Here is a 15,567-nt window from a genome sequence, read left to right as displayed (position 1 = left end):
GACGGCGGTGGCGGTCTCTCACCTCCACACGATCAATCAGCGCCTCACGGCGCACCTGCTCGACCACCCACCGCTTCGCGACCGGCACGAACCCCGGCGTGATGTCGCAGCGTTTGACGACTTCGACGTCGATGTTGTGCACGGCGCCGTGGATCGCGACGTCGTGCTTGAACCCGGCATCGACCCACGCCTTGGTCACCGTCGGAGTGTGCTCAACGACCTTGTCGAGCAGCTTGATCCCGATCGTGTTGTCGGTCACCGACGCGGCCGTCACCACCACCGCGATGATGAGTCCGAGTGCGTCGACGGCCAGACCCCGCTTACGGCCCGGCACCTTCTTGCCCGCGTCTTTACCGGTCGTGGCGGCCGGAACATGGTTCGCGGCGCGGATCGACTGGGTGTCCAACACGACCGCCGTCGGGTCCTCCGCCCGACCGGCCTTCTCCCGCGCCTGGCAGCGCAACAGATCGTGGATGGCCTGGTCGGTGCCGTCATCACGCCACAGGGCGAAGTAGTAGTACGTCGCCGACTTCGGCGGAAGGTCATGCGGCAGGTACGCCCACTGACACCCGGTCCGGTTCTGGTAAAAGATCGAGTTCAGGATCTCCCGCAACTCATAACGGCCCTGATGCCCCGACACCGACGGATGCCGGGCCTTCCACGCCTGAAGGAACGGGCCGACCACCGCCCACTGGGCATCGGTCACGTCGCTGGGATACGGCTTACGTCCATCCACGACCAACCCAACGGCAACCGGCACGAGCGGACATCAGCGGGACCAGAACCTCACAACATCGAGCGAAGACGAACTACGAAAACCTCGCAAAACGTCCTCTGAGGAGGGACGGCCCAAAAGGCCCGCTGCGCACCGGTGGATGTCAAGAAGCGCAGCGGCCCGGAGGGACTTGACACCCACCGGCGCGGCGGGATCATGGGTCCGTCCCTCCCCGCGGGCGCGGCCGGTGCGGAAGGCCAGGAGCAAGCACGACAGAGCGGGCAGCTCAATGAGGAACGCCCACCTCGGAGGCCGCGAAACGATGAGATTGCGTCGGCTGAGTAGCCTCACGCCGGCCCGGAACTGGATACCGCTAGGCGGCTGGTCGGTCGGGCAGCACCTGGTCTGCGCATCCTGATGGTGTGTCTGCTACTCCACCGTGGACTCGCCGTGAGTCTCATCCCGGTCGCTGTCGTAGTTTCAGCTGGCGGTTAGTGCTATGTGGACCCTGTCGCGAAACACGCAGGGCGCTCCACACGCGTTCGCGCATGGGTCCCGTGACGGGGTTGTCCGGGAGGCGTTTCGAGCAAGTGTAGACGTCGAGAAGTCACGCCGCGTAGGGGATTCCTATGGGTAAGCATGACCGATATGGCCGTCTTCTTCGTGCATAGCGGTGAACGGGTTGCAGGAAACGCGGAACACGTTCCTCTGCCCACTACGCAGCGTAATCAAGATGAGGGTAATGGTCGGCCTGCCGTGCCTGCGAACATCCGCGAAGTTACCGGAGCGTAGGTCTACAGTAGGCGGATTTGCTTGCAAGTATGGGAACCACCAGGAACATCTCGTGCGGAGCTGCCTGGGCTGCTCTGGCGTTCATGGTCGGTGAGATAGCGGCGTCGACTACTGAGCGTGTTGCACATGCCCGATGGTCATGGAAGAATGTCACCAACCGTGCGGCAGCGAACATTCGACGTTTCGGCGCAAACGTCCCTATCGGACGGATGGGGCGACACGTCGATTCGAACTGCTGACCGAGACCGAAAGGCTGGCTCGGTGGTACGGTCCCTCAGCAGTAGCACCAAAGCAGCCGGGCCGGGTAGGGACTCACGTCCCGCCCGGCCCGGAAAGAGATACCGGCTGCGCCGATATCAGGAAGTCTGACGAGTGTTCGCTGCACTCATCGGACAGCGGCAACTATTGCACGACGGGTTGCGCACGCGCAACCCGTTCGGGCCTGCTACCAGCAGAAATGCTGGTCAGGTGTTTCACGGGTGACACCGCCACCCTCTGATGTCGGCCAGCTGGGTGACCCTTGAAGGAGTTACCTGTGGCCGCACGCCACCCCAAGGCTCGAAAGTTCTGTACCTCCGAGGCGACGACCGTGCGAGGTAGTCGACCCGCCGTGATCGCGTTGGCTGAGTTGTCGGTCAGCCCTCCTGGCATCGCATTGTCGAGCGCGCCGAGGGGACGGCGGTCACCACGACTTCGGGGCTCATTGCCAAAAGGATCAATGCTCAGGCCTACGAAGCCCTCGCGGAAGCGTTGGCCGCCATCTGCTGGAACAAGGCGCCTTTCGAGCGATACGTGCGCATGGCCTTGCACGAACACCCAGAACTGCTGGCGCGTCTGGACTTCAGCCAGGTCAAGCGCTCCGTGGCCGGGACGGTTGTACAGCTGCTTGCCACCGATGCGAGGTACCACCAGACGACGCTGGGATTGATGGTCGAGCTCTCCGAGATGACGGTCTTCCCCAACCTCTCCAGCCAAGTGGACGCCGATCAGCTGATCACCCGTGCTCGTAAGGCGATCGACGCGTTGCGAGCTATCACCAGGCAGTACCGTGCCGACCTCGACGGGCAGGAGCGTGCTCAGGCGCGACAGCGCGCCGACCAGGCGCGTCTTGCGGCACAACGCAGCTATGACGAGGCGCTCGGGCAGATCAAGTCGGACTTCGTAAGGCTCGACGCGAGCGGCGATCCTCAGGGCCGTGGCCGCCGGTTCGAGACTGTCCTCTACCGGCTGTTCGAACTGCACGACATGCAGCCGCGGATCGCCTACAGCCTGCCCCACGAGCAGATCGACGGCTCGTTCACCTTCAACACCGACGACTACCTGCTGGAAGCCAAGTGGTGCAAACCCCGCATTGAACGCGAACAGGCCGACGTTTTCGCGGCGAAGATCCACCGCAAGGGTCGCAACACTCTGGGTCTCTTCGTGAGCGTCAGCGGCTTCACGCAGGGCTTTCTCGAAGTTCCACACGCCAGCGGCTGCCCCTTCATAACCCTCGACGGAGATGACATCTATCTGGTCCTGGACGGACGGATCAGGTTCGACGAGGTCCTGCAGACCAAGCGGCGACACCTCAATGACACCGGAAACTGCCACCTACCTGTACGGTCGTTCTTCCGTTGACAACTGCTGGGCGGGTCGCCCCTGGGTGGCCCGCCCAGGGCGAACATGACATGTCGCCTCCCAGTCCTCCGTATCGGGGCGCTCAATGAGCCGTCGCCCGACGAAGGGCAGCGGCCTACTGTTCGTTGAGGATCTCGCTGCCGATGACGTCCAAGCGTGCTCCCGGATCCGAACGTGTGAGATCGGATATGAAGGCGTCCCGCACCTGCTGTTCTTGCTGCTCAGTGATGGGATTCCACGCGAAGGGATTGCTTGTGAGCGCCCAGATGGGCCGCGGGTTCATGAGCTGGTCATCCGTTAGCGCGAGGCGGGGCCGGCTGGGTAGGCAGGCGCTGAACCCGTTGAGACCGTCGCAGACGCGTGCGGGCTCGGTAACAGCGATGATGTCGTAGGGCGATCCGAGTGCGTCGGACAGCTTGTCGAGCAGTTCCATCGCGTTTGCGTCGATACCGGCGTGGCGGCGTTTGACCTCGACTGGCACCATGCTTCCGTCGGGGAAGAGGAGGAGTACGTCGGCCTCGCCCACCGTTTTGCCGTCAGAGGCGACGAAATTGACCCCTGGGTGTGCTCCTATGAGGCGGCCCCGCGGGAACTCGAACAGGACGGTCAGCCAGCGTAGCGCGAAGAGGTGTCCGAGGCTGTCGGTCTCCAACACCCGGCGTAGGGGTTCGCCGATGCGGTAGGAGAACTCCAGCCGGTCGGACTCGTACGGCTGGTCGATGCCTCGGCCACATCCGCTGCATCCCACAGGGGGTGTGAGAGATGCCATCGGCAGCCAGGACTTCGCTCGGCATGACGGACACGTGATGTCGGTTCCGCGCACGATCAGGTGCCGTGACTCGGCCCACGCCATCCACCGCTGGGCGGCGACCTTGTTTCCAAGCACCTGCAGAAATCGGCTGAACTTCAAGGCCCTGCCTTCGCCGGCCGGGGCCACCGCTGGATCGTCCCGGCCCAGCACGGTTACTGCGCGATCAAGCACGGCCGGGTCGGTGCCGGCGTCGATGAGGATCTTGTGCGTGTGGGTCCACCGCTGCTTCCACCAGGTCATGCCGCTGCGCTCGGCGAGCTCGTAGAGCAGCTTGATCAGCGGAGGGTGGAGAAGATAGCGGATTTCATAGATCCCACCGATCGCCTCGATGAGAGTCGTGGCCGCGATTCCCGGCTCTGACGCTTCGACTCGCAAACCTCTCGCCCTGGCCGACGCGGCCAGGCTGGTCCAGGTCGAGGGAAACCCCACCTCCAACGTTTTGTTGCGACTCGTGTCTCTCAGGCCCGCCACATTGACTTGGGCGGCACCGGCCCGAAACCGAGGCCCGACTATTCCTCCCCGCATCGTCGAAACACGCGGCAGCGGATAGCCATCAACTTCAATGTCTAAGATCATTTTGGGTCCTCGGAACGCCTGAAGCGTGGGCGCCAGGATTTCGCGGTCACGTTCCGAGAAGGGATCCAGCCGAGCGAAGCCATCACGAAAACTGCTCACATGGCTTCGTGGCCTGCCGGGAGCAAATCCAAGATCGAGTAGCGCTTCATAAGGCACTGCCTGCGCTCTCGGGCAGGCGCTCGATAGTTCATGGAGCAAGTCGTGGCTGGCTGAGACGGTCGTCAGGTACAGCGAACCTCCGCTGATTCCAAACTTCACTGTCCATTCGTTGATCGTCTTTATGGCCGCCGCGTCGGCCTGCTGAGCAGGCAGACCAATCGGCAGGACGTCTGTGTCGCCGTGCACGACTCTTAGGTTCCACAGCAGGACGATGTCTTCGACCGAGCCGGGTGCGACAATCACGACGATGTTCGGACCCGCTGCCCGGCGGATTTTCCGCGGCGCGGGAAGGATGTCGGATGTATTGATGAAACCCGTGTCCGGGCTCTGCCCGTAAGCGAGGTAAATGTTGCTGAACTGACGGGGATGGAAACAGTCGCGGGAGTTGAGCCGAGAGATTAGATCTTCCAGTGACCCCGCAACGCTGCCGCGTTCCAGTGGGATGATCTCCTCGAACGTGAGGTCGTTGCGGGCCATTGCCTGATCAAGGAGTAACGGGTCCGGCTTCTCGGGCAGATATCCCAGGACGGCCGCGTAGATGCCACGCCACGGATCCGTAGCCTTCAGTGCAGCGACCCGCGTTCCGCGTAGCTCAGCCCTGCGTCCGGTGTTCGCCAGAAGCAACGCCATCGAGTCCCAAGAACGCAGCTGTCCAACCCCCGACGGGAGGTTGTCAATCGTGAGCGAATCGTCGACTTCGTCGATCTGCGCGATTGGCAAGAGATCCGCATACGAACCGGGGATTGACCCGTCAGCGACCGGCAGAAGCGGGTGGCCCGCCCCGCCCCATACTTGGCAGAGCATACCGATCACATCATGGAGCCGGCCTGGGTCGCCCACGGGAACCGGGCGCGCGTAACGGGCCGGTCGCAACAGTGTCCTTACCTCGTGGACGCCCTGGAGCAACTCCCCGTCAAGAAGGCCGTCCAAGATTAACCTGCCTTATCTGCTCGCCGAGACAGGCGCTCGGCGTCGCTGGCCATCTGCGCTGAACAGATCCGAACCCTAGCGGCTCCGCCCTACCGAGACCCCCTCGATGGCAGGCTCCGTCTACGCCGTGTCGGGCTCGCCCTGGTTGCGAGCGGAGATTGGGCATGGGCCGAATAGTGGCTTGCCTCTATGGCCGATGAGGGCAGGGCGAGGGCAAACGACCCATCAAGAGGTAGCATTAGGTGACATGGCGCGGCCCCGGAGATGTGGGCTGAGCTGGGAAAATGCGAACTTAAGCGCAGCCGGGATCAAGATCCGAAGGGCTCATAACCCAGAGGTCCTAGGTTCAAATCCTAGCCCCGCTACTAGGAATAACGGCCCCTCAGAGATGATCTGAGGGGCCGTTTTCGTGCCCGCTGTTAACCGGCGTCACCGGTGCTGTCTCGGCTTTGCCTGCCGCCCGGCGCAGGACGGGTACGCCTGGGCCTCCGGTCCACTGAAGCGCTGGCGCACTATCGACAACTCCCGAGGTCACGCAGTCCACGAGCCCACGTGCCCTGGCCACGGTGTACGCGGCCCGCGCCGCCCACATGTCATGATCTTGAACCGATCCGTTGCCGTCCGGCGACAGGTGGATGTGGCAAGCGCGATGAGGTGGTGTGGGTGACGCAGCGCACGGACGGTGAGCTGCTGGCGGCGATGGCCGCTGACGACCGGACGGCACTTGAGGTGCTCTACCGGCGGCACTCGCCGTGGCTGATGCTCCGACTGGGTCGCCGATGTGCCGACGCGGCACTCGTCGACGAGGTGATCCAGGACACGTTCCTGGCGATCTGGCGCAAGCCGACCGGCTGGGACGGTCGGGGCGAGGTCGCCGCGTGGATCTGGGGAATCGGTATTCGTCGTCTCCTCGACCACCTCCGGAAGCGGGCCCCGCAGACCCAGGAGCTGACCGAGACGCTTGAGGTCGTCGCCTCGGCCGAGGACCGGGTCCTGCTGGGGGTCGAGTATGGCGATCTCGGGGGCGCCCTCGCCCGCCTTTCTCCGGAGCTGCGCTCGGTGGTGCAGGCGACGATCCTCGACGGCCTCACGACGCGCGAGGCCGCGAAGCTGCTCGGCATTCCGGCCGGCACCGTCAAGACCCGCATGATGCGCGCCCGCGCCGTACTCAGGGAGGAGCTGGCATGAGCACCGATAGCGCCGGATGGCACGTGGACCGGGCGACCCTCGATGGGTACGCGACCGCGACGCTCGACATGGCGCAGGCGGCGTCGGTTGAGGCGCACCTCCTGCGATGCGCGACGTGCCGGGACTCGATCGCGGAAGGCGCGGCGCCGAGCCTGGCGCCGCGGCTGGACCAGGTGTGGGCCGGCATCGTCGATCGGGTCGACGCGCCACGGCTGTCGGTCGTCGAACGGTTGCTGCGGCTGCTCGGCGTGCCGGCGGCGGAGGCCAGGATTGTGGCGGCGACGTCGTCGTTGCGCCTGCCCTGGTTGGGCGCGACGGCGGCCGCGTTGGCCTTCGCGGTGGTCGCTGCCCGTGCCGACGCCAACGGCATGCTCTTCTTCCTCAGCCTCGCCCCGATCACTCCGGTGCTGTCGGTCGCGGTCGCTTTCGGTGCCCGTACGGATCCCACGTACGAGATCGGGCTCGCCGCGCCGTACTCCGCGTTTCGGGTGTTACTGCTTCGCGCGGCCGCGGTGATCGTCAGTACGTCCGTTCTTGCGCTGGCGGCGGGATCGCTGACGCCGTCGCGCGGCCTCTCGGTCGCGGTGTGGCTCCTGCCGGCGCTCGGGCTGACCCTGCTCACGCTGGCGTTGAGCGGGTGGTTCGACTCGGTCACCTCGGCTGCCGTCGTGGCCGCCGGTTGGCTCGTCGTCGTGGTGACCACGGTCGAAGGCGACCGCCTGACCGCCCTCGGCCCGATAGGCCAGCTCTGCTTTCTTGTTCTCGCGCTCGGCTCAGCGGCCGTACTGGTGCGTCGGCGCGACCGCCTCGGGAGGATCTGATGCACATCTCCGTTGAAGGGCTTACCAAGCGGTACCGTGGCCGCACGGTGCTCGACGGGGTCACGTTCGCCGCTGGCCCCGGGGTCACGGGACTGCTCGGCCCCAACGGCGCCGGCAAGACGACGCTGCTGCGCATCCTCGCCACGGTGCTGGCACCCGACGGCGGCCGCGTGCGCCTCGGCGGGCGGGACCCGGCGACCCCGAGCGGTCGCCTGGAGGTGCGCCGGCGGCTGGGCTACCTGCCGCAGGAGCCGGGCTTTCACCGGTCGCTCACCGTCTTCGAGTTCGTCGACTACATCGCGATCCTCAAGGAGATGACCGACCGCCGTGCCCGCCACGACGAGGTACGCCGGGTCATCGAACTGGTCGGGCTCGACCGGGAGCGATCAAAGAAGATCAGCCGGCTCTCGGGTGGGATGAGGCGCCGCACCGGGCTCGCCCAGGCCCTGCTGGGCAATCCCGACGTGGTGATTCTGGACGAGCCGACCGCCGGGTTGGACCCGGAGCAACGGATGCGGTTCCGCGACCTCATCTCGCGCGTGGGTGAGGACTGCGCCGTGCTGCTCTCCACCCACCAGACCGAGGACGTCGCCGCCCTCTGCCACCGGGTGGTCGCGCTGGTGGGCGGCCGGACGCTCTTCGACGGCACCCCCGAGGACCTCACCGGCCTCGCCGAGGGCCGGATCTGGCACTCCGATCGACGCTCGCCCGGCGCCACGCTGTCCTGGCGGACCGGGGACGGGCGCTACCGCAACATCGGCACACCCCCGCCGGACGCCGAGCTGGCCGAACCGAGCATCGAGGACGCGTACCTGCTCCTCACCGGGGACACCGAAGCCACGAGTACCCGGAGCGCGGCATGACGGAGTTGGACGTGCGTAGCCACCGTCCGCCCGTGGTGGGGCGAACGATGCCCGTGCTGTGGCCGTTGGCCCTGGCGGAGGCGAACCTACTGCTGCGCCACCCCCTGCACCTGCTCGGGGCCGCGCTGTACGTGTTCACCTTCTTCGCCGACCTCGGCGGCAGCCAGCGGGAGGCGTACAGCTGGATTACGAACACGGTCGCCATCGTCTGGGGGGTGCCCACGTTCTTCGCGGCGCACCTGGTCGCCACCGCGCACCGACGCGCCGGCGGTGACGAACTGCTTGCCGCCCTGCCCGATGAGCGCCAGCGCCGCACGGCCGCGTCGCTGCTCGCCGCCGTCGCGCCGTTCCTGGTCGCCTGCGTCGCCCAGGCCATGGCGGCGGCCTACTACGCGCTCGCTCCGGTCGAGGTGGAGCGTTTCCCGCTGCCGGCCGAGCTTCTCGCCGGTCCGCTCTGCGTGCTCGGCGCGGGCCTGCTGGGCGTCATGGTGTCCCGGTGGGCGCCGTGGCCCGGCGCGCCGTTGCTGGCGATGGTCGTGCTCTTCGCGTTCAATCTCCGGCTGCGCGGCGACGCGATGTGGTTGGGCTTCTACGTCGAGTTCGCCCGGTGGGGGCCGGAGCCGGACTCCCCGGGCGGCTGGGGCTTCATCGACGGGTCGGCCAACTGGCACGCCGCCTACCTGCTGGCGCTGTGCCTGCTCGCAGGGGCCGGCGCGCTCGCCCGCGAACCACGCTGGCGCGGCAGGTGGGTGGGCGTGGGTCTGCTGTGCGGCGTGGCCGTGGTCGCGACCGGATGGGCCCAGCTGCCGTGACGTCCCCCATGCTCCAGCTGCGTACGCACGTGCCGGCGCTGTTGCGGGTGGTTCGCTGGCAGCCCGTCGCGGGCCTCGTGGTCGTGACGGTGGTGGCGCTCGCTGTTTCGACGGGCTGGCGGGCCGAGCCGCCGCAGTTCCGCCCGGCGGTGTGGACGGTCCGTCTGGTGGCCGTGCTGCTGGCACTCGGGGCGGGCTTCCTGCTCGACGACGCGGCCGCGTCACTGACCGCGTCGGTGCCCATGCCGCTGGTCCACCGGGTCGGCCTGCGGGTGCTTCTGCTGGCCGCGCTGTTCGGTCCCTTGTGGGCGGCGATCCTGTTCGTGGTGCGCGCCCGGGTCCCCGAGCTGCCTGTCGGCGGGCTCACCCTGGAGTTCGTCACGATGGTCGCGCTGGCGCTGGCGGCGGCGGCGATCGCCGCCCGGGTCGGGATACCGGAGCCGGGGCTGATCGCCGGGGCCGTCGTCGCCGCCGGCGCCATGGTCGCGTTCGTCGTCGGCCAGCGGCTCATCCTGCTCAGCCTGCGCCCGCAGGACTGGACGCTCGCCCACACCCGGTGGGCCGCCGTGTTGGCCCTGTGCCTGCTGGTCACGGCCGTCGCGCTCCGCGACCCGGCCCGCCGCGCCCTGCCGTCGGTCAAGGCCGCATCGGCGCGGCGGTAGCTCGGCACGCCACGTCGGCGGCCTGCCGCGACCGTCAGGTGCGGACGACCTCCAACTGGAACTCGTGTACCCAGTTCGCCGGGTTCTGCGGGTCGAACTCGAGGCAGACCTCGCGGGCGTACCCGACCGGCGTGTAGCCGTTGTCGTCGATCCACCGGGCCAGGATCTGCATGCTGCGCACCGCCTCGTCCATCGGTCCCCGGTGGACGAGCGTGGCGGCGGACTCGATCCCGGGCAGGTCGAGGACGTCGATGGTGCCGTCGCCGGCAGGCGTGTCGGCGGCCACCTCGACGGCCGCGTGCACCCGTACCTCCTGGCCATCGACGCCCGGTTCCGGCAGGTAGTAGGCGATCGGCGAACCGGTCACCGTCACGCCGGTCTGGTTCAGCCGTCGCCACATCTCCTGGTACAGCGGCCCGATCACCGGCCCGATGTCCGGCGGCTCGTAGCTGGCGGCCACCGCCGAAAGCTCGGCGACGCGCGCTCGCGGGATGCGCTTCAACACGACGTCCTCGGTGCTCATGTGCCCCTCCTGCTCAATCATGCGTAGCCGCGCCGCAACGCCGGCCAGCCGGGCGGCATCGGCGCTGAGCTGCTCTTCCAGTTGTGCGCGCCGCAGCCGGAGCATGCCGTGCAGCTTCTCGACGGTGACCTTGTCGTCGAGGATGTCGGCGACCTGTGCGAGCGTGAGTCCGAGGTCCTTCAGCGCGATGATCCGGTTGAGCCGGCGCAGCTGGTCGGCGCGGTAGTGGCGGTACCCGGTGGCCGGATCCGTCGCGGCGGGCCGCAACAGGCCGATCGTGTCGTAGTGGCGCAGCATGCGCACCGACACGCGGCCGAGTGCGGCGAAATCCCCGATGCTGAACACCGCCCCATCCTGGGGCCTGACACGGTGTCAGGGTCAACACCGCATCCGAGCAACGTGCGGGCGTCCGCTCAGGGCCACCCGGCCGGGTGCGGGTTGCGCATCCGGCACGGTCGGGTCATAGGTAGCTGACGCCGGTCAGTTTCTCGGCCGCCGCCCAGAGCCGCTTGCCGACGGCCGGGTCGGCGGCCTCCCGGCTGAGCCGGGCCTCGGTGACCCGACCCCGGGTCTCCCAGAGTCCGGACGGCCCGAAGAACTGGCCGCTGCGCACCCCGGGCTCGGTGGCGGCGCGCAACTGTGGCAACGCGCCCTGCTCCACCGGCTGGGTGGCCAGCAGGCCGGCCCACGCGATCGCCTGCCCGAGCCGGCCACGATGACTCCAGGCGCGCGGAGTCAGGTTGGTACGGGTGAGACCGGGGTGGGCCAGCGTGCTGACGATCGGCGATCCGGCGGCGTGCAGGCGGCGGGCCAGTTCGACGCCGAAGACCGTCGTGGCGAGCTTGGAACGGCCATAGGCGGCAGCGGCCCGGTAGTCGCGTTCGAACATCAGGTCGTCGAAATCGAGGTGCGCGTTCTTGTGGGTGATCGAGCTGAGACTGACCACGCGGGCTTCCCGCGCCGCGGCCAGGTTGTCGAGCAGCAGGCCGGTCAGCGCGAAGTGGCCGAGCATGTTGGTGCCCAGCTGCAGCTCGAAGCCGTCGCTGGACGTCCGGCGCGGGCCGAGCAGCACCATGCCGGCGTTGTTGACCAGCAGGTCGATCGCCGGGTGGTCGGCGGCCAGCTTCGCCACGAAGGCCCGTACGGAGGCGAGGGAGGCCAGGTCCAGCTCGCGCACCTCGACGTCGCCGCCGATGCGGCGGGCGGCGTCCGTACCGGCGGCGGTGTCGCGGACGGCGAGGACGACGTGGGCGCCGTGGCGGGCCAGTTCGGTGGCGGTGACTAGGCCGAGGCCCGAGTTCGCGCCGGTCACGACGGCGGTGCGGCCGCGCTGGTCGGGGATGCGGTCGGTGGTCCATCCGGTCATCTGCTGCTCCTGGTGTGTCGGTGCGGTAGACCGATCACGCTAGGAGCGGGGCGGGCTGGTTCGGTCGTCCTCGGTTACCTGGGTCTGCGGGACCTACCTTGGGTGTCCAGCGAGGCGGCACACTTGCGGCATGACCCACCCGTACGCTCGTGAGCTCGGTGATTTTCTGCGCGCCCGGCGGGGTCGCCTGCGTCCCCGTGACGTCGGCCTGGAGCCGGGCGGCCGGCGCAGGGTCACCGGGCTGCGGCGCGAGGAGCTGGCCCTGCTCGCCGGGCTGAGCACGGACTACTACCAGCGGATGGAGCAGGGCCGGGAGGTACGCCCGTCCGACGGTGTGCTGGACGCGCTCGCCGACGCGCTCGGTCTTGACGACGAGGAACGCCGGCACCTGTTCACTCTGGCCCACGCCGCCCGCCGGCCGGTGCCCGCCCGACTGGACCACGGTCCGGAGCTGGTGCCGGACAGCACGCGGCGGCTGCTGCGGGTGATGGACACCCCGGCGGTCGTGCTCGGCCGGCACCTGGACCTGCTCGACTGGAACCCGATGGCGCAGGCGCTGCTCGGCGACCCGGACGCGTATCCGCCCGACCGGCTCAACATGCTCCTGCTGATGTTCGACGACACGCTGACCGGCGAGCGCAGCTGCCCGGGCTGGGAGAACCAGGCTCTCGACTACATCGGCATGATGCGCGCCGCCGTCGCCACCGACCCGACCCATCCCCGCGCCACCGCGATCGTCGGTGAGCTGAGCATCCGCAGCGCCGAGTTCCGGCGGCTGTGGGCCCGGCACGACGTACGTGAATCGGTCAGCGGCACCAAGACCTTCCGGGTTCCCGAGGTCGGCGACATCATCCTGGACTGGGACACGTATCCGCTGCCGGGAAGTCCCGGCCCGATCATGCTTGTCTTCACCGCCGAACCGGGCAGCGCCGACGCGGACCGGCTGCGGATCCTGGCGTCGTTGCACGCGACCCGCTCCGCGCTCGCCAGCAGGCACACCCCCTGGGAATAGCCGGCCGCCGAGGTCGACGCATACGGGCTGGCACCGCCGTCGGACGTGCCGACGACGGTGCCAACCGAGGGGACCCGGTCGTCAGCGCCCACCCTGCCGGGCGTTGACGGTGAGGACCCAGCCGATCACGGCCCAGCCGGCGCCGGCGAGCAGGTTGCCGCCGAGCTGCGACAGGATGATCGAGGTCAGCCAGATCAGCGGAAGGCTGAGCGCCAGCGTGCGCGGCAGCGCCCCGGTGCGGAACGTGGCCACGGCCAGCAGCACGGAGCCGACCAACCAGGCCAGGTTGGCGGGCGCGGCGACGGCCGGGAACCACGAGAAGTCCTGATCGTTCAGGTTCGTCGAGGTCATGCCGAAGGCCAGCAGGCCGGTGCCGACCACCGTGGTGATCGCGCCGATTCGGCCGAGCCGGCCCGACGCCCTGCCCAGCGCCAGGTAGCCGGGCATCCACAGAACCAGCGCCGCGGCGATGAGGGTGAGGATCGCGTGCTCCGAGGCGCCGACTATCGGATTGCCGTCGTCGGTTCGCACCGCCTGCATGGCCCCGGCGGCGGCGGAGGCAATGCCTCCGGCGATGGCGGCGTAGCCGGCGCCCTTGCCGCCCACGCGGGTCTCAGCGGCGGTCGGGGCGGTCGTCGTGGTGCTGCTCATGGTGGTCGCTCCTTCCGGGCCGGCACCGTGCCGGCCAACGAGATCACCGTATGAGCGGGCGGGGTCCCCGAACGTCGGTCCGCGGACCGGTCCGTACCCCACGGCGGGCGCTTGTTTTCTCCATCGCTCGACTGATCATCATGCGACCGGAGGATGACGCCGGTGCGCCCCCGGGCTGGCTAGGGTCGGCTGGTGGATGCGCTGGAGACGATCGCGAGGGCGCCGCGCCGCCCGACGCGCGTCGATGTCCTGATCACCGCCCCGCTGCTCACGTGGGCCGTGATCGAGGCGTTCACCGCGTCCGGGCCGGGGCTGCTGTGGCAGCGGGTGTTGTTCGCGGTCTGCGTGACGCTGCCGTTGGTCCTGCGCCGGCGCGCCCCGGTCGCCGTGATGGCGGTCCTCATCGGTGTGCTGATGGTCCGCATCTGGTTGATCCCCGGGCGGGAGGACAGCACGTTCCCCTTTCCCAGTCTGCTCGTGGCGACCTTTTCAGCGGCATTGCACGCCCGCAGCCGGGCGGTGGCCGTGGCGGCCGGGATCGCGCCGGTGCTCGCGATGCTGTCGCTGTTCCCGCTCGGCTACCACGAGAGCCCGACGAGCATCGGGCAGATGTTCATCCTCGGCTTCTTCGTGGCCGGCGCCTGGGCGGGCGGCTGGCTGGTCCGCTTGCGCGCCGCTCAGGCGGCCGCGGCGCGCGCCGACTCCGCGCGCCTGGCCGATGAGGCCGCGGCAGCGCGGTGGGAATCCGTCCGCCTGGCGCAGGAGGCCGTGGTGGCCGAACGCGCGCGGATCGCCCGGGAGCTGCACGATGTCGTCGCGCACTCGCTGTCGATCGTGGCGGTCCAGGCGGGCGCCGCCGAGGAGCTGATCGGCCTGGACCCGGACAGCGCCCGCGCCCACATCGCCGCGGCCCGGCGTACGGCCCGCGAGGCGTTGACCGAGATGCGCCACGTGCTGGACGTGCAACGCGAGGGCGGGCCGGCCGCCGCCGTGGCGCTGGCGCCGCAGCCGACCCTGGAGCGGGTCGCCGACCTGGTGGACGAGGTGTCCGCCGCCGGCCTGCCGGTACGGCTGGTGATCGACGGTGAGCGGGGTACCGTGTCGGCCGGGGTCGATCTGGCCGGCTACCGGATCGTGCAGGAGGCGCTGACCAACGTGCGCCGGCACGCCGGAGCCGTCGAGACCAGCGTGCGGATCGGCTACGGTGACCGCTGGATCGAGCTGGAGATCCGTAACGCCGCCGGTCCGGACGGCGACCGCGCTGGGGCGCGGACCGCGGGCAGCGGGCGCGGGCTGGTGGGCATGCGTGAGCGGGTGCGGCTCTACGGCGGGACGGTCACCGCCGGCCCGGACGGCGACGGCTTCGCCGTGCACGCGCGACTTCCGAGGGAGCCCCAATGATCAACGTTTTGGTCGCCGACGATCACGCGTTGATCCGCTCCGGGCTGGCCGGGATGCTGGGCGCCCAGCCCGACATCACGATCGTCGGTGAGGTCGCCGATGGCGCCGAGGCGGTGCAGCGCGCCGGTGCGTTACGACCGGACGTGGTCGTGATGGACATCCGGATGCCGAAGATGGACGGCATCGAGGCCACCCGGCGCATCCGCGCGGCGCCTGATGCGCCCCGGGTCCTCGTGCTCACCACCTTCGACCTGGACGAGTACGTCTACGAGGCGCTGCGCGCGGGCGCCGGCGGGTTCCTGCTCAAGGACGCGCCGCCGGGTCAGCTGGCCGAGGCCGTCCGGACGGTCGCGTCCGGGGAGTCGCTGTTGGCGCCGGCGGTCACGAAGCGGCTGATCACCCGGTTCCTGCGGGTGCCGCCCTCGCCGACGGCGGCGGCGCGGGCGGCCGCCGACCGGCTCACCGAACGCGAGCTGGAGGTGCTGCGGCTGGTCGCCCGTGGCCTGAGCAACCAGGAACTCGCCGGGCGCCTGCACCTGTCCGACGCCACCGTGAAAACCCACGTCAGCCGGGTGCTGGCCAAGCTCGACCTGCGCGACCGGGTACAGGCGGTCGTGTACGCGTACGAGCACGGGCTCATCGTGCCGGGTGAAGCGGACTGAGCC

At 68.9% G+C, this 15,567-nt stretch carries 14 protein-coding genes; 9 read left to right on the top strand and 5 right to left on the bottom strand.

What is annotated here, in order from left to right:
• Positions 1-736: IS5 family transposase (locus ABD191_RS25380; RefSeq protein WP_344087222.1), on the bottom strand; the 736-nt coding region annotated here is incomplete at its 3' end.
• A gap of 1,569 nt (positions 737-2,305) precedes the next feature.
• Here ABD191_RS25380 and ABD191_RS25375 point away from each other — a divergent pair.
• Entirely contained in the window at positions 2,306-3,127 is an 822-nt protein-coding gene (locus ABD191_RS25375) for a hypothetical protein (RefSeq protein WP_344087207.1), read from the top strand.
• A 115-nt stretch (positions 3,128-3,242) separates the two neighbouring features.
• Here the strand turns inward: ABD191_RS25375 and ABD191_RS25370 are convergent, their stop codons facing one another.
• The gene (locus ABD191_RS25370) at positions 3,243-5,393 is read right to left on the bottom strand and encodes a hypothetical protein (RefSeq protein WP_344087204.1); all 2,151 of its coding nucleotides are present in this window, start codon (positions 5,391-5,393) and stop codon (positions 3,243-3,245) included.
• A gap of 873 nt (positions 5,394-6,266) precedes the next feature.
• Here ABD191_RS25370 and ABD191_RS25365 point away from each other — a divergent pair.
• From ABD191_RS25365 to ABD191_RS25345, 5 genes are read left to right on the top strand one after another with little or no spacing between them, the layout of a single operon-like run.
• On the top strand, positions 6,267-6,791 hold the full coding sequence (locus ABD191_RS25365; protein WP_344087201.1) for an RNA polymerase sigma factor: 525 nt from the start codon (positions 6,267-6,269) through the stop codon (positions 6,789-6,791).
• Positions 6,788-7,612 carry a cupin domain-containing protein gene (locus ABD191_RS25360; RefSeq protein WP_344087198.1) on the top strand — a complete coding sequence of 275 codons (825 nt, stop codon included), beginning with the start codon at positions 6,788-6,790 and terminating at the stop codon, positions 7,610-7,612. The genes ABD191_RS25365 and ABD191_RS25360 overlap by 4 nt, the downstream gene beginning before the upstream one ends.
• Entirely contained in the window at positions 7,612-8,475 is an 864-nt protein-coding gene (locus ABD191_RS25355; RefSeq protein WP_344087195.1) for an ABC transporter ATP-binding protein, read from the top strand. The genes ABD191_RS25360 and ABD191_RS25355 overlap by 1 nt, the downstream gene beginning before the upstream one ends.
• Positions 8,476-8,507: 32 nt before the next feature.
• Positions 8,508-9,287 (top strand): hypothetical protein, encoded by a 780-nt coding sequence (locus tag ABD191_RS25350; protein WP_344087192.1) that lies wholly within the window; start codon positions 8,508-8,510, stop codon positions 9,285-9,287.
• Positions 9,284-9,949 (top strand): hypothetical protein, encoded by a 666-nt coding sequence (locus tag ABD191_RS25345; RefSeq protein ID WP_344087189.1) that lies wholly within the window; start codon positions 9,284-9,286, stop codon positions 9,947-9,949. The genes ABD191_RS25350 and ABD191_RS25345 overlap by 4 nt, the downstream gene beginning before the upstream one ends.
• A gap of 34 nt (positions 9,950-9,983) precedes the next feature.
• Here ABD191_RS25345 and ABD191_RS25340 read toward each other — a convergent pair whose 3' ends face one another.
• Both ABD191_RS25340 and ABD191_RS25335 read right to left on the bottom strand, forming a co-directional pair.
• Positions 9,984-10,817, bottom strand: coding sequence for a MerR family transcriptional regulator (locus tag ABD191_RS25340; RefSeq protein WP_344087186.1), 834 nt, complete (start codon positions 10,815-10,817; stop codon positions 9,984-9,986).
• Positions 10,818-10,932: 115 nt separating this feature from the next.
• Positions 10,933-11,838 carry an oxidoreductase gene (locus ABD191_RS25335; protein ID WP_344087183.1) on the bottom strand — a complete coding sequence of 302 codons (906 nt, stop codon included), beginning with the start codon at positions 11,836-11,838 and terminating at the stop codon, positions 10,933-10,935.
• A gap of 130 nt (positions 11,839-11,968) precedes the next feature.
• On the opposite strand from ABD191_RS25335, the gene ABD191_RS25330 reads away from it, so the two are divergent.
• Complete coding sequence (locus ABD191_RS25330; RefSeq protein WP_344087179.1) at positions 11,969-12,850, top strand: helix-turn-helix transcriptional regulator; 882 nt, start codon at positions 11,969-11,971, stop codon at positions 12,848-12,850.
• 81 nt (positions 12,851-12,931) lie between these two features.
• Here ABD191_RS25330 and ABD191_RS25325 read toward each other — a convergent pair whose 3' ends face one another.
• Entirely contained in the window at positions 12,932-13,501 is a 570-nt protein-coding gene (locus ABD191_RS25325) for a hypothetical protein (protein WP_344087176.1), read from the bottom strand.
• A 192-nt stretch (positions 13,502-13,693) separates the two neighbouring features.
• Here ABD191_RS25325 and ABD191_RS25320 point away from each other — a divergent pair, with 192 nt between their 5' ends.
• Positions 13,694-14,902, top strand: coding sequence for a sensor histidine kinase (locus tag ABD191_RS25320; protein ID WP_344087173.1), 1,209 nt, complete (start codon positions 13,694-13,696; stop codon positions 14,900-14,902).
• Positions 14,899-15,564 (top strand): response regulator, encoded by a 666-nt coding sequence (locus tag ABD191_RS25315; protein ID WP_344087170.1) that lies wholly within the window; start codon positions 14,899-14,901, stop codon positions 15,562-15,564. The genes ABD191_RS25320 and ABD191_RS25315 overlap by 4 nt, the downstream gene beginning before the upstream one ends.
• The last annotated feature ends 3 nt before the right edge of the window (positions 15,565-15,567 follow it).

The sequence above is a fragment of the Luedemannella helvata genome (assembly GCF_039528415.1).
Classification (GTDB): Bacteria; Actinomycetota; Actinomycetes; order Mycobacteriales; family Micromonosporaceae; genus Luedemannella; species Luedemannella helvata.
This window is presented reverse-complemented; position numbering and strand designations above follow the sequence as displayed.